The following is a 15097-nucleotide window of genomic DNA, read 5'->3' as shown; positions in this document are numbered from 1 at the left end:
GAAAGATGGCACGGACTAACAGTGCTGGGAGTTGTTGCATTTGCCGCTGCCTGCATGACGGTTGCCCCGGCGCCCTCATTTGCTGATATTGCTGGCGGTGGCGGAGGCGGTGGACCGATTACGGAATGGTGTTCCGACGGTCGTCCGAAGACTGGACTCGTTCGGTGCGAGGACGGCAACCTTCGCTATTTCGATCCCGAAACTGGCGCCATGGTCACGAACCAGTGGCATAACGAATACGAAGCTGTCTGGTACTATTTTGGCGCTGACGGGATCGCGGTGTCGGGCTGGCAGTCTATCGGTGGGGACAAGTATTACTTCTACCCCGAAAGCCATGATATGGCATACGGCCGAGTTCAGATTGACGGCAAGAACTACTTCCTGAACACCCCTGGTGCCAACGCCGATGGCCGCATGCAGCATAGCGGCTGGCTCTATGACTCCATCTATGGAAAGTGGTTCTATGCGACCTCCAGTGGCGAACTGCTGACCGGTTGGCATAATATCGGTGGAACTTGGTATTATTTCGACGAGTATGGTGTCATGCTGACCGGCTGGATCAACGTTTCGGGGACGTGGTACTACGCCAACGCTTCCGGTGCGATGGCCACTGGCTGGCTCAACATCGGCGGTACGTGGTACTACCTCGACGGCTCGGGCGCCATGGTCGCTAACAGCTGGCGCAGCCTCGGCGGCTCCTGGTACTGGTTCGGCGACTCCGGTACAATGGCCACTGGGTGGTTCTTGGCAGGCGGCTCTTGGTACTATGCGAGCGGTTCGGGCGCCATGGCAACCGGCTGGCTCAGCAATGGCGGCACGTGGTATTGGCTCGGAGGTTCGGGCGCTATGGCCTCTAACTCTTGGGCTAACGTTGGTGGAGTTTGGTACTGGTTCGACGATTCCGGCGCGATGGCCACCGGCTGGCGTCAGGTCGGCGGCACCTGGTACTACTTTAGCGGTTCCGGCGCTATGGCCCACGACGCCTGGGTCGGCGACTACTACCTCCGGTCTTCCGGTGCCATGGCTACGAATGCCTAGGTTGGCTCCTACTATGTCGGCGAGGACGGCAAGTGGATTCCGGGCTACGGTTTAGTTTGGTACAAGAGCGGTAGCCATGTTTACCATACGCATAAATGCCGTACCGTTGGCAAGGACGCAAAGGGCTATTCGCAGATCTCTATCCAGGAGGCCCAGAGGCGTGGCGCTTCACGAGAGTGCAAAAACTGCCAGCAAATTGGCTAGCACATTACTGAGCTAGTTTTGATTGAGGCCCCGTTGCCCTGAAGCGACGGGGCCGCTGCGTGATTGGATGCTGTGCTGCTATGAAGAAATGGTCATTCGGAGTGCTGGCTTTTTCGGGCCTCATTTCTTTTGGGCTCCTTTTGGGTTCGCCTTCGATGTTATACGCCCTTGATTCGAATAACATTGACGAAGGTCCCGCATCTAACGTTGCCATTGCTTCTGTCGAGTCAGGTGTTGATGCTCAGCGCGAATCGGCCTTCGCCGTTGAGCAGAACTCTCAGGTGGATAATGAGGTCTCTTCTGAGGTTTCGAATCAAATTGTTTGGCATCAAGGATGGATATCGCCCGAAGAGGGGGCTGGTTTTTGGCGTTGGGGCTTGTCTGACGGAACAGTCGCTGTTTCTTCTTGGAGACATATAAACGGTAGCTGGTATTGGTTCGACGACGAAGGTCGAATGGCTCAGGATGGGTTGGTTCAAGTCGGGGGTGCGACTTATGGATTCTCCTCTTCGGGTGCAATGCGTGTCGGCTGGTACCTAGATTCTACGGGCTCCACTTCTGCTTGGCGTTATTTCTCCGGTTCTGGCGCCATGTTAAAAGGCTGGGTTTCAGACGGCAACAACTGGTATTGGCTGGATGATGAAGGCAAGATGGTCCACGACTCGATGCTGCAGATCGGGGGAGCCACGTATGGATTCTCCTCTTCTGGCGCAATGCTTATCGGATGGCATCTTGATGCTTCCGTTTGGCATTATTTCTCCGGCTCTGGCGCCCTGGTAAAGGGCTGGCTCTCGGATGGGGGCCGTTGGTATTGGCTTGATCCTGCGGACGGTTCTATGGCCACCGGGCTGAATGCATGCAATGGAACCCCTTATATCTTTAACGGATCGGGGGCCATGCTCTCCTCCCAGTGGGCGCTTATTGACAACAACTGGTATTACGCTGACTCCAACGGCTTGCTGCATGGAGGTTGGTTGCTTCTAGGGAATTCTTGGTATTACCTGGATCCAGGAAGCCATATTATGCTCACGGGCTTTGTGCGAGTGGGTACAACCTCCTATTTCCTTACGAGTTCAGGTGCCATGGCAACAGGCTGGGCACTTGCTGATGATACCTGGTATTACGCCGCATCAAACGGAGCTATTCAACGAGGGCGATGGATAAAGTCCGGAAGCGCCTGGTATTACCTTGATGATGTATCCGGCGCAATGCGTACTGGTGAATATACGGTAGGCGACACGCGCTATTATTCTTATGATTCCGGTGCGATGGCATCTTCGTGCTGGATTAACTTGAGCGACGGTATGTCATGGGCGAATTCGTCTGGAGCGCTGAGCGAGCCGTTGCCTGCTTCATCTGATGGATCTCCCGTAATCGCTGATCGTGCCGACTTGTCTTCATTGCCAGGTACAATTCATATTGGAGACGCAGTTTTCTATGCGGACGCAAACGGTGTCGTTAATGTGGCATCTGGTTGGATTATGTCGAATGACGCTTCTGATGAAAACGGTAATACTTGGTACTACGCATCTTCCAATGGTGTCCTTAAGTCTGGTTGGCAATATGTCAACGGTGCGTGGTATTGGATGGACCCTTCCACATTCAAGATGAAAACTGGATGGCTTAATGACGGCGGTACGTGGTACTGGCTCCAGCCTTCGGGTGCCATGTTTGCTAACGGGTGGCTGAAAATCGATGGCGTTGACTACTACTTCAATGCAAGCGGTGCATGGTTGAATACGTCTGGTTCTGTTTTGGGGGTCAATAGGTCCAGCCTGGTCAATTGGCTTATGAGCCACGAAAACGACGGCTATTACCGTGGAACACGCTATGATACGCATCTTAGCCAAGAATCATGCATGTATCCAAAGGGTGATCCTCGTTGGGACGGGTATACCGGTATGAACTGCGGCGGATTTGTATCGCATGCATATATGAAGGCGGGCGGTAATTTAGCTCCCATTGCCGCTGAGCAGAGCCATTCGCCTTGGAGTGGGGGTCCCGGAAGGGGCGGCTGCGTTAACGCGTATCGTTGGTATGGCTACGCTATCGATACATGCGCGAACGTGACTTATTTCAACTCTATTGATGAGTTGTTGCGTAGTGGTTTGGCTCGTAAGGGGGATATTGTATTTTTCAATCCTTACAATCCATATGCGGACGATAGTCATATCGGTTTTTTCTGGGGCAATTCGCCGAGCGAAAACTTGTTTTGGCATAGTGACGGTTATGGAAACCGTATTTCTGGTTTGACTGCTTTGGGTCCATCGAAAGTAATATTGATTCGTTAGAATTCCGAGTTGTAGGGGACTCTCTGGGCCCCCTGCCTTTTTGACATCTAGTTTGAAAGCTAACTGATGTCGGCATTCTTTGGGCAAAGAGTAGGGACCAGGAGTCCTTGGTTTCACCTTGCTGGGAAGTTCTTGTTTACATTGTGGTATTGCGTGCAGTTATTTGTCGTCCTAGATGGCGCCTTGTCCAGTTGGATGTTCGCAAATCTTTCACAGCCATGCTGTAAGCTAGACGCAAACAAGAACGAATGACGAGGTTTACATGAGCTTACATCTTAAGTTATTTTCGGCATTGTTGGTGCTGATGGTCCTTGCGCCCATTTCTGTGTTTGTTTTTCCCTCGAACGCGGAAGCTGCGCGGTCCCTAGTTGAGAATTCCTGGCGTTATGAGGATGGACAATTGGTCGCAGAGGATGCTTCTTCCGAAGAAGATGGAATAGCCTTATTGTCCATGGACATTCTTCCCGATGGGGCTACGGCGCAGGGCATCGATGTCAGTGAGCATCAAGGACGTATTGACTGGAATGCTGTTAAGGCTTCTGGTATCGATTTCGCTATACTGCGTGTTGGATTTGGCGCTCCATCTTGGGGCGGTCGAGTTGACTATCAATTTAATCGAAATATTTCTGAGTGCGAGCGACTCGGAATTCCTTACGGCGTCTATATCTATTCATATGCTTTTGATAATCAACAGGCAGCCGATGAGGCGTCCATGGTGATTGACTGCCTATCGGGGCGCAATCCTAGGCTACCGGTGTATTACGATCTTGAGGACAAGACAATTATTGCAGATGGCCGTCAATCCGGAATTGCATCTAGAGCTCAGATATTCTGTAATAAGATTTCTAGTGCTGGATATAAGCCAGGCATTTATGCAAACCTAAATTGGTTTAACAATATATTGACCGACCCTGTATTTAAGAGCGGTTCTTGGGATCATTGGATTGCTCAATACAACTCCCAATGTCACTATACCGGCAGTTACAGCTTTTGGCAGTATACAAGCCGCGGAAAAGTTTCTGGTATTAGCGGAAACGTTGATATGAATTACGCGTATGTTGATGTCTCTCTTTATTACTGGCAGTTAAAAGAGGGCACTTGGTATTACGCAACCTCTGACGGCAAAGCGTATACCGGATGGTTGTGCCAGGGTGGCACCTGGTACTGGCTCGAGCCCGACGTGGGCGGTGCCATGGCTACCGGCCTTCACGAGTGCAACGGCTCCCTGTACTGGTTTAATTCGTCCGGCGCGATGTCGACCGGGTGGGTCCTCGACGGCGGGACCTGGTACTACGCGACTGGCTCCGGCGCGCTGGCGCGCGGCCCCGTATCCGTCGGCGGCGTGCCCTACTGCTTCGACGCCCGGACGGGTGCCATGCTGACGGGCTACCAGACGGACGCGCAGGGCGTCCGCCGCTACTTCGGCAGCTGCGGCCCCCTTAACGGCTGGGGCCTCGTCGACGGCTCCTGGTACTGGTTCGCTGACGGTATCGCCTCGACCGGCTGGCTTTACACCGGCGGTTCCTGGTACTGGCTCGACCCCGACGCGGGCGGCGCCATGGTGACGGGCCTCCATGGGTGCAACGGCTCCATGTACTGGTTCAGCGCCTCCGGCGCGATGGCGACCGGATGGGTCCTCGACGGCGGCACATGGTACTACGCGACGAGCTCCGGCGCCCTCGCCTCCGGCTGGCTCAGCCTAAACGGTGCGTGGTACTGGCTCGATCCATCGACGCACGCCATGGCCACCGGGCTCCATGGGTGCAACGGCTCCATGTACTGGTTCAACGGCTCCGGCTCGATGGCGACCGGATGGGTCCTCGACGGCGGCACATGGTACTACGCGACGAGCTCCGGCGCCCTCACCTCCGGCTGGGCCTACGTCGGCGGCGCCTGGTACTGGCTTGACCCCTCGACGCACGCTATGACTACGGGTGTTCAAGAAATCGATGGGGTGAAATACTCTTTTGCTAGTAATGGCGCTTGGCTCGGCTAGCAACTCTTCCTTAATTGCTTTTTTCTAATTACATATTGCTCTTAGCTATCCATTTGTAGACTATGTTTATATAAAAATCGGTAACTACTGGGGGCTGCACATGGCAAGGAAAAAGCAAATAACATTAATCCTAATCATTCTTTCAACTCTACTGCTCGCTGGACCCGGTGTGGTTGATATCGCGAACGCAGAACCCATAAGCTCCTCCATCCCTACTGATTTTGAGCGGCAATCCGTCCCCTCGACTCTTTCTCCTTCCGATTCAATTGATGATGGTCCTGCTCAAGAATCCGTTAAATGGAATCTGGGTTGGAATTCGTTTGACGGCAACTGGTTCTATGTGGATTCAGTCAATCCGGTCTCGTTGCATTCTGGCTGGCTCTATACCAATGGGGCCTGGTATTGGCTCGACCCCTCGACGCATGCCATGGCCATTGGGCTCCATGAGTGCAATGGCTCCGCGTACTGGTTTGACGCCTCCGGCGCGATGGCGACCGGGTGGGTCCTCGACGGCGGTACCTGGTACTACACGACGGGCTCCGGCGCCCTCGCCTCCGGTTGGGCCTACGTCGGCAGCGCCTGGTACTGGCTTGATCCCTCCACCCATGCCATGGCTACCGGCCTTCACGAGTGCAACGGCTCCCTGTACTGGTTTAATTCGTCCGGCGCGATGTCGACCGGGTGGGTCCTCGACGGCGGGACCTGGTACTACGCGACTGGCTCCGGCGCGCTGGCGCGCGGCCCCGTATCCGTCGGCGGCGTGCCCTACTGCTTCGACGCCCGGACGGGTGCCATGCTGACGGGCTACCAGACGGACGCGCAGGGCGTCCGCCGCTACTTCGGCAGCTGCGGCCCCCTTAACGGCTGGGGCCTCGTCGACGGCTCCTGGTACTGGTTCGCTGACGGTATCGCCTCGACCGGCTGGCTTTACACCGGCGGTTCCTGGTACTGGCTCGACCCCGACGCGGGCGGCGCCATGGTGACGGGCCTCCACGCGTGCAACGGCTCAGCGTACTGGTTCAGCGCCTCCGGCGCGATGGCGACCGGATGGGTCCTCGACGGCGGGACCTGGTACTACGCGACTGGCTCCGGCGCCCTCGCCTCCGGCTGGCTCAACCTAAACGGTGCGTGGTACTGGCTCGATCCCTCGACGCACGCCATGGCCACGGGCGTTCAAACTATCGGATCATGTGAATACATATTTAATAGTACCGGCAAGATGATGGCTAATTGCTGGTCAAACGGTGATGGGTCTTGGATGTATCATTCGTCATCCAGCGGCGCAATTGACCTTAAAGGCATCATGACCGATTCGGGAATCCAGCTGATTGACGACGACGGTAATGCCAGAACTGGTTGGATTGAGAGTCAGGGTGCTCGATATTATTGTTCTGCTAGTGGAGTAATTCTGACTGGGTGGCAGCAAATTGCTGGGTCTTGGTATTACTTTAACCCGGATGGTCGAATGGCGACCGGCTGGCTTAACGATGGCAGCAACTGGTACTGGCTGGATTCCGCTTCTGGCGCGATGAAAACGGGATGGCTTTCCCTTGGGGGCACATGGTATTACCTTGATGTCGCACGTGGGGGAGTAATGTTGAGTAACGGTTGGTATTGGATCGGCTCTACTGACTACAAGTTCAGTTCATCCGGCGCAATGGTTGGCGCTTGGGTCGATGTCCCGTGCTATTCGCAGTACCCGGAACTTCCTACTGGCTGTGAGTCGGTTGCCCTTACAAACTTGCTTAACTACTATGGTTTCGGTTTAGGTAAGACGATTATTGCGGATTACTATTTGCCCAAGGGAAGCAATGGCAATTTTGTTACCGCTTTTGATGGCAATCCAAGGCGTAGCAGCGGGGGTCTCATGGGATGCGTCGCACCTGCGATTACTATTGCTGGTAATAACTTTCTGCGTGCTGCTGGAAGTGGCAAGCAGGCAAAAGACGTTTCTTTCTCGTCAATTTCTTCCATTAAGAACAGGCTGACCTGTGGTCAACCTGTTGAGATGTGGAATACCGAATGGGGAAGTTGGCCAGGAGGCCGTTATGCTGCGCGTTGGTATAACGGGCATTCCTATGGTCTGTGGGGCGGTAATCATGCCGTAGTCCTTAAAGGCTATGATGACGAGCAGGGAATTGTCTATCTTTCGGATTCGATTAACGGCAATGTTACGCGAAATGCCCAAGTGTTCTTCGGCACGTGGCAACAGATGGATAGCCAGGCCGTGGTAATTGAATAGCCATGATGCTAAAAGGGGAGAGCTCGACGAGCTCTCCCCTTTTGCTACTTTGTTAATCTAGCTACGCCGTCTTCTTACGTCCAAATAGTTCGTCCCAGTTACTGGCTGCCAAAACTGTTCCGCATACAATTACAACGCAGCAGATTACGGATGCCATGTCGGGAATTGTTCCAAGCAAGATCAGGCCAAAGACCACTGACCATGCCGAATAGGAGATATTCAGAGCCATCGCACGCGCTGCTCCGATTGCCGCAATGCCCTTGTAATAGAACAGATAGGATGCAGTTCCTGCGAGTCCGGCGAGTGCAATAATCAATGTGGGCATGCTTGGGATAGCGCCCAGCGTGAAATGCCATGCTCCGAAGAGGGGGAGTACGAGCACTCCATAAACAAGTGCACTTGTAGTTTCGCGGATTTGCAAAGCCGTTTCGTCATCAACGGCATCATCTTTCATTCCCCATGCGCACAGCACCGCTTCGGATCCCCATCCAATAACGGCAAGCACCGCCCCGAGTAAGCCGAGGGGGGCATTTGCAATCTCACTCGACCCGGCCGATAGATAGCCCATCGTCATTACGCCGCAAAGAGCAACGAGAAGGGAAAGAATCTGGCCTTTGCCCATTTTCTCCTTCAGCAGCACGAAGGAAAGGAATGCTCCGACTGCGGGATAGAAGGCGGAGATGATTGCCGTGTAGGCAGCTCCGATGTTATTAATTGCCAATACGTAGCCGGTCATTCCGATAGGTCCACCGAGTAGAGCGCCGGCGATGACGACCTTGCCCGAACGAGTTTTAAGTGCAGCGAGCGTGTCTTTCAGTCTGCCTCGGACTCCCATGTAGCCAAAGAGCCAGATTGCACAGAAGGCATCATGGAGAAAGGATCCCGCAATGGAGGCGCATGCAAGCGCTTCCGCCGATCCAATATAGGGCGCAAGCGCCAAGCCGATTCCAAGAATTACTGTATCAAGGCCCCAAAGAAGACCGCTAAAAAAGCCGAATTGCATCGTTACTCACCTTTCCGATAGATCTCCAGTGCCTTTTTAAGGTATTTGGCACCGTAATTGAAGTAGATATAGAGCCATTCGCCCACGAAGTCGCCTTCGGCTTCTTTCAGAAGAGACCAGAGGTACCAGCACCATCCTGCAAGGGCAATGTGCGCATAGTTATGCGCAATTTCGTTGTTTGTTGCCCTGCGCCCAAAATATGCATCAAGCGCGCGGTCGACTTCATCTTCGGAAAGCTCACAGCAGACACTGCAAGTTCCAAAATCGTTCGCGTAATCGCTCATGCCAGCATATTCCCAGTCAATGAGATAGTACTTGTCGTTTTCATCGATAAGAAAATTGAGGTAGAAGAAGTCATTGTGACAAAGGCATTTTGGCGCATTGTCGGCCTGAACAAAGCGCTCCAATTCATCGATTTCGGCGGCCATTTCCCTGTAGCCTGGAATGTCGATGGGACCTTTTTCCAGAAGAAGTGATTCGTAGCGCTTCGCTTCGAGGTAGAAGTCAAATTCGGTTTCGACGTTTGCACCGCTCTCGTGAAGCGAACGACACATCTGCATCATTCGATTCATTTGGGCAGCATCGTGTGGATTAGGCTGCTTTGCGTTGGGTACAAACTTCGAAATTTTCCAACCGCGCTTTGGGTCCTCATGGATGAACGTATCGTCAAGGCCGAGTTCCTTGGCCTTTTTAAGTGCGGCTACTTCTCCATTTCTGTTAATAAGCAGTTCGGTTCCGACTCCCGGATGGCGGTAAACGTACTCTCCATCATTGGTTCTAAAGTGGCACGATAGGTTCGTAAGACCTTGTTTAAGGGGATAAACGTCGTGAATCTCTGATTTGGAGCAGCCGAGCACTTGCTCGATGTTATCGAAAATATCGGAGTCAACGTTTTCGATAAAATGCGGATCAAAGGCACGCAGCTCATCAAGAGAATCGAATTCGTTGATCTCGCCCTCAGGATACTTCTTGATCACCATATCGAGCTCCTTGATGTGCTCGATATACAGATCTTCCCAAAGTTTGTCCGTTGTTTCGGGCTTGTTATATTCCGTTTCAAGAATCTGCTTAAACGCAAGCGAGAAGGCTTTATCAAAGTAGACATGCCCGAGCATGTACCATGCATCGGACCCGCCAATCGTAACATTGGTGATTCTATCCATTGCTCCCGTTTGAATGCACCATTCTTTGGTGACGCCTTCAGCATATTGAGCAGAATAAAATGCTTTCCAAACATATGCTTCAAACGGATTGTTTAGAAGGTAATCATCGCTTGAGCAAATGTAGGTGTTGCCAAGTCGCTCCCTTACGCACATAAGCGATGCGTGGTTATTTTTGGATGCGTATTCGTTGTTGACGACAATCGAAACGCCGAACTTGCTTTCAAGATAGAAGAAATATTCTTTTTTATAGCCGACAACGACGGTGATATTGCTGATACCTGCGTCTTGCAGCTGCCTAATCTGACGTTCGATGAGAATCTCACCACGTACCTTTAAAAGGCCTTTGGGCTTTTCATACGAAATGGGAGCAAAGCGGCTCGAAAGCCCCGCAGCCAATATCACTGCGTTTTCAACCTTATAGGGGTGAAGTGCTTCGTAACCGCTGTCGGTTAGGCTGTCCGATTCGAGAAGGCCCTCATTCGTAAGCTCTTTATTTGCTGCGTTTACCGATCCAAGTGAGAGGCCAGTGCGCTCGGCAACTTCTCGCTGGCTGGCATATGGGTTCTTTAGGTATTCGTACAGAACAGTAAAGTTACGCTTGGTCAGTTCCACTGCAGGCCTCCAATTAAGATGTTCATTGCTTAGGGAAAGAATAGAGTGATTGAACGTTTTGTTCAATTTAATATATTTATCTACATAGACTGAACAGACAGTAACGAAAATCAATCCTGGAATGTGGATTAAAATAAATAAATGAGATATCTGGGAGGGTCGCTTATGTATCGATTCGAAAAGAAGGCCACGTTTGTTTGTGCTGCTGCGTCATTAGTCACTGCTTGCTGCTTGCCCCTGAGTGCGAATGTCGCGTTTGCACAGGATTCCGTTGAGGCTCAGAGTATTGAGTCAAAAGCGGATTTTTCTTCTGTGGTTTCCGATGATTTGCAACCTGATAATTCTTCCGTCATAAAAGATGGCTGGCAACGAGACGAGTCGTCTGGAGTTTGGTATTACGGAAAAAACGGTAAACACCAAACTGGCTGGCTGCAAAGCGGGGGCTATTGGTATTGGCTTGATCCAGCCAATGATGGTGCAATGCAGACAGGTTATTTCAATGTGACCGATGCTGGCGGATCGACTGTTTCGTTTTATGCGAATGACGGCAATGCCGCAACGCCTTTCGGCGCGCTATATCAGAACTGCTGGCTACGTAACTCAGATGGAAATTGGTTTTATGCCAATGCTGGAGGCGATTTAGCTGCTGGTTGGTTTTATCAAGACGGCACATGGTATTACCTGGATCCTGCCACCCATATAATGCAGGTTGGTTTTGTCGACCCCGGGAGCGGGAAATACTATTTAGATGCCACTGGTGCTATGAAAACCGGCTGGATTCTCGTTGACGGGAATTGGTACTGGGCTTATTCATCGGGTGCCCTTGCTTCGTCATGGCAAACGATAGGTGGGGTTCGCTATTATTTTGACCCACAGACGTTCATCATGTTTAAGGGTCGTCAAAAGATTGATGGAAGAACCTACATTTTTGGTGACTATGGCCTCGCAAATGGATGGTACAAAGACGGAGCAGATTGGTATTACTGCTCTAACGGTATTGCGGCCACTGGCTGGAAACTCGTTAACGGCGCTTGGTATTATCTCGACCCAGCCTCCGATGGTAAGATGTCCGTTGGGTATTTAGACATTGGCAATGCAGCTTATTATTTAAAGCCTAACGGGGCTATGGCTGTTGGTTGGGCTCAGGTCGAGGACGGCTGGTATCTAGCCTCTCAATCTGGTGCACTTATTTCTGGCTGGTATAAAGAGGGCACGAGCTGGTATTACCTGGACCCTGTTAGCCATCTCATGAAAACGGGCTTATTTGAGGTGGGCGGCAACGATTTTTTTGCAAACCAGAGCGGTAGGCTTATGGTTTCCAGCTGGGTTACCGTTAATGACGGCGTTCAAAGATACGCTGATGATAATGGATATCTTTGCAAGGATGTGATTCGCGAAAACGGCACTATCCTTAAAACCGCCGGAGCTGATGGTTGGCAGGTTGCGTCCGGCTGGGTTAACGTCGCAAATCTAAGGTTTTACGCAGAGCCCGGAACGGGCGTCATTCATCGTGGATGGCTGCAGATTGACGGCGATTGGTATTGGCTTGATGCTGATTCTGGCGTGATGAAGACCGGATGGGTTTTTACTGGCGGTGCATGGTATTACCTAAACGCTGACGGAAAAATGGCAACTGGTTGGAAATGCCTGAATGGAACATGGTATTACCTTGAGTCCAATGGAAGCATGCATGTTGGCTGGCTTAAAGATTCGGGTAAGTGGTATTGGCTAGACGGCAGCGGCGCTATGGCAACGGGCGCAAGAACCATCGATGGCGTTCGTCGAGTTTTCTGGAGCGATGGACAGTGCGACAAAGTTGGCTGGCAAAATCCATCCCAGTATCCTCAGGTCAGTTCTTGGACTGTTCGGCTGCCTGGCTATTGCACCGGATACTTTACCTATGTGACCCCTTCTCGCATTTCTGTCGAAGCAACGCGGGAAGATTGCGTGAACGCCTTTATCCAGCGCGCCTATGAGTATATTGGTACGCAATATATTGAGCCTTGGTCTACCGCTCCCGGTGGAGCTGTTGATTGCTCTGGTTTTGTCTTGCAGTGCCTTTATGCTACTGGCATGGATATGGGTGTTTACAACCCTTATAACCATCGCTGGGATCCAAGCCAAACCTATAATTCCATGAATTGGTATCGAAGCAATATCTTTATGCCCGTGAGCACGAGCTCGATTCAACGCGGCGATGTGATTTATTACCGCGGTCATATTGCAATTGCACTTGGCGGCGGCTTGATGATTGATTCCTGGCCTCATCAAGGTGTCGGAATTCATCCTATTAGTGCAAGGGGAAATGTAATCGGCGCAGCTCGTCCGTTTATTTAATAGATTCCCTGCAAGACAGTCGGTACCGGTTGGGGGCCTGAAATGAATGCTCGGATTGATCATCGAATTTGCTGGCGAGTAATTGGCTTGATGCTATTTTCCGCCTTACTCTCAGTTATAGCCCCCGCATTTTCTTGCACTGCTTATGCCGTGGAAGAGGGGGCGGATAACGGTGTCGTAGAGCGCGACTCGACAGGTGGGCCGGGAGCATTGGTCGGTGGCGGTTGCTCTCAAGACTCCAGCGATTGTGCCGGCAAAACAACGGAAGATTCGAGCCTACAGGTTGTCGAAAGCCATGACCCGTCGACTACAGAACAACTATCTGGATGGCAATGGAACGGTTTGTCCTGGTATTACTATCTAGATGGCTGTCGTTTGACCGGAATTCAGAATATTGACGACTCGCTGTACTACTTGGACCCCGCTCGTGACGGCGCAATGAGCTGCGGCTGGATTTTTACTGAAAATAAGTGGTATTACGCGGGTCCGTCAGGCGCTTTGGCAAGTGGCTGGCAGTTTATTGGAGACCAATGGTACTGGTTTGACTCCCTTAACAGCTGTTCTATGGCTACTGGTCGACGTGTTATTGATGGGCACCCTTATCTTCTTGGAACCTATGGACTGATTAATGGATGGTGCCTTGATAACGGTTTATGGTATTGGGGTAGCAATGGTGAAGTCTTAACCGGCTGGCTTCAAACTGGCAATAACTGGTATTGGCTTGATCCCGCCAATGATGGTGTTATGTCTAGAGGAATCGTTTCTGTCGGTTCGTCTCGTTACTATTTATCGGATTCCGGCGCAATGGCTGTTGGTTGGGCGTTTGATGGGACGGACTGGTATTACGCTGACGGTTCCGGCGCACTTGCATCGGGCTGGCGTTTGGTGAATGGCGTTTGGTATTGGCTCGATGTCGCAAATGACAATAGAATGGCTACCGGCTTTTTTGTCATCGGATCCAATCAGTATCATTTTTCTTCAACGGGAGCGTTGTCACTCGGCTGGTTTATGAGCGATGGAGACTGGTATTACGCTGAGCCTTCTCATGCGTCGGGCATTATAAAGGCTGGATGGCTGAAGGACGGTAGTCAATACTATTATCTCGATCCTGCCGCCGACGGTAAAATGCTGCTTGGTCATTTTTCTGTAAATGGGAAAAGCTATTATGCAAAAGCTTCAGGCGCTGTTGCTTGTCGTGAATGGGTTGATGTCCAGGACTCGGTTCAGGATGAGCCATCTAAGGCTTTTGCAGGTTCTGATTGCTCATTGTGTGGAGCATTGCTTAATGGAAAACTGTTTACATCAAACGGCGATGGCGAATTGATCGAAGCTCACGGGTTTGTGATGCTTGGAGGCTGTAAGTTCTATGCTGATCCAACCGATGGCTCCCCCTGCGCTGGATGGAAGAACGTTAACGGAAAATGGTACTTCTTTGATGAGACCGCTGGCTATGCACGATCTGGCTGGCTGTACAAGGATGGCTCCTGGTTCTATTTAGATCCGTCCACTTATGCTATGAAAACCGGTTGGGTTGCCGTTAACGGATCTTGGTATTACCTGAATTCGTCTGGTTTCATGCAGACGGGATGGCTCAATCTGGGCGGCACCTGGTATTGGCTTGACGCTAGCGGCGCTTTGGCTACTGGCTGGCGCGTTGTGGACGGGTCCTGGAATTACTTTATGGCAAACGGCGCGTGGGTGTCAGACTATATGGATGCTAAAGCTCAAAGTTATTCAAGCAATACAAATTGGCTGATACTTGTCGATACGTCGCGTTGCATTACGAGTATTTACACTGGATCCTGGAATAACTGGTCCTTAAACCGTCGATATGTATGTTCGACGGGAAAAGCTAGCACACCTACGGTGATAGGGGAGTATCAAGTCTACGGAAAGGGATATTCCTTTGGGCATGGATATACTTGCTATTACTACACGCAGTTCTATGGTGATTATCTGTTCCATTCTTCGCCCTACTACGTTAACAGCAATCGCGTGATGGATCCCACGATGGGTGTTCCATCCTCTGCGGGATGTGTTCGCCTTGAGATTCAGAACGCAAAATGGATTTACGATAATATTCCTTATGGAACAAAAGTTGTTACTTATTGATATTAGGCACTCGTTTTAAGAGACAGGGATAAATACTCTATTTTTAAAAGAGTTTCTTTTAACTGAGGGTGCTTTGATAATCTTTAGCAATGAATTTGG

Annotated in this window: 8 protein-coding genes and 1 pseudogene; 7 read left to right on the top strand and 2 right to left on the bottom strand. The window is 51.4% G+C overall.

From position 1 onward, the window contains the following. Positions 1-21: 21 nt before the first annotated feature. The 5 genes and pseudogenes from AB5Z54_RS05490 to AB5Z54_RS05470 all read left to right on the top strand — a co-directional run bounded on the left by AB5Z54_RS05490 (position 22) and on the right by AB5Z54_RS05470 (position 7771). The gene (locus AB5Z54_RS05490) at positions 22-1038 is read left to right on the top strand and encodes a hypothetical protein (protein ID WP_368160697.1); all 1017 of its coding nucleotides are present in this window, start codon (positions 22-24) and stop codon (positions 1036-1038) included. Between the two features lie 284 nt (positions 1039-1322). Then, a complete protein-coding gene (locus tag AB5Z54_RS05485) occupies positions 1323-3533 on the top strand; it encodes an N-acetylmuramoyl-L-alanine amidase family protein (protein ID WP_368160696.1) in 2211 nt (736 codons plus the stop codon). A 262-nt stretch (positions 3534-3795) separates the two neighbouring features. Further along, positions 3796-4548, top strand: a pseudogene (locus tag AB5Z54_RS05480) (glycoside hydrolase family 25 protein); the annotation flags it as partial. A gap of 27 nt (positions 4549-4575) precedes the next feature. After that, entirely contained in the window at positions 4576-5529 is a 954-nt protein-coding gene (locus tag AB5Z54_RS05475) for a PspC-like choline-binding domain-containing protein (protein WP_368160734.1), read from the top strand. 100 nt (positions 5530-5629) lie between these two features. Next, complete coding sequence (locus AB5Z54_RS05470; protein WP_161155573.1) at positions 5630-7771, top strand: C39 family peptidase; 2142 nt, start codon at positions 5630-5632, stop codon at positions 7769-7771. A 61-nt stretch (positions 7772-7832) separates the two neighbouring features. Here AB5Z54_RS05470 and AB5Z54_RS05465 read toward each other — a convergent pair whose 3' ends face one another. Further along, positions 7833-8774 carry a DMT family transporter gene (locus AB5Z54_RS05465; protein ID WP_117798349.1) on the bottom strand — a complete coding sequence of 314 codons (942 nt, stop codon included), beginning with the start codon at positions 8772-8774 and terminating at the stop codon, positions 7833-7835. 2 nt (positions 8775-8776) lie between these two features. Continuing rightward, entirely contained in the window at positions 8777-10549 is a 1773-nt protein-coding gene (locus AB5Z54_RS05460; RefSeq protein ID WP_368160693.1) for a phosphotransferase, read from the bottom strand. A gap of 165 nt (positions 10550-10714) precedes the next feature. Here AB5Z54_RS05460 and AB5Z54_RS05455 point away from each other — a divergent pair, with 165 nt between their 5' ends. Together AB5Z54_RS05455 and AB5Z54_RS05450 are read left to right on the top strand one after the other, a co-directional pair. After that, positions 10715-12886 carry an NlpC/P60 family protein gene (locus AB5Z54_RS05455; RefSeq protein ID WP_368160692.1) on the top strand — a complete coding sequence of 724 codons (2172 nt, stop codon included), beginning with the start codon at positions 10715-10717 and terminating at the stop codon, positions 12884-12886. 42 nt (positions 12887-12928) lie between these two features. Then, the gene (locus tag AB5Z54_RS05450; RefSeq protein WP_368160690.1) at positions 12929-14998 is read left to right on the top strand and encodes a L,D-transpeptidase family protein; all 2070 of its coding nucleotides are present in this window, start codon (positions 12929-12931) and stop codon (positions 14996-14998) included. The last annotated feature ends 99 nt before the right edge of the window (positions 14999-15097 follow it).

It is taken from the genome of Collinsella aerofaciens (assembly GCF_040910185.1).
GTDB classification, from domain to species: domain Bacteria; phylum Actinomycetota; class Coriobacteriia; order Coriobacteriales; family Coriobacteriaceae; genus Collinsella; species Collinsella aerofaciens_BF.
Note: the sequence above shows the minus strand (reverse complement) of the source record. Positions and strands in the feature narration are given on the sequence as shown.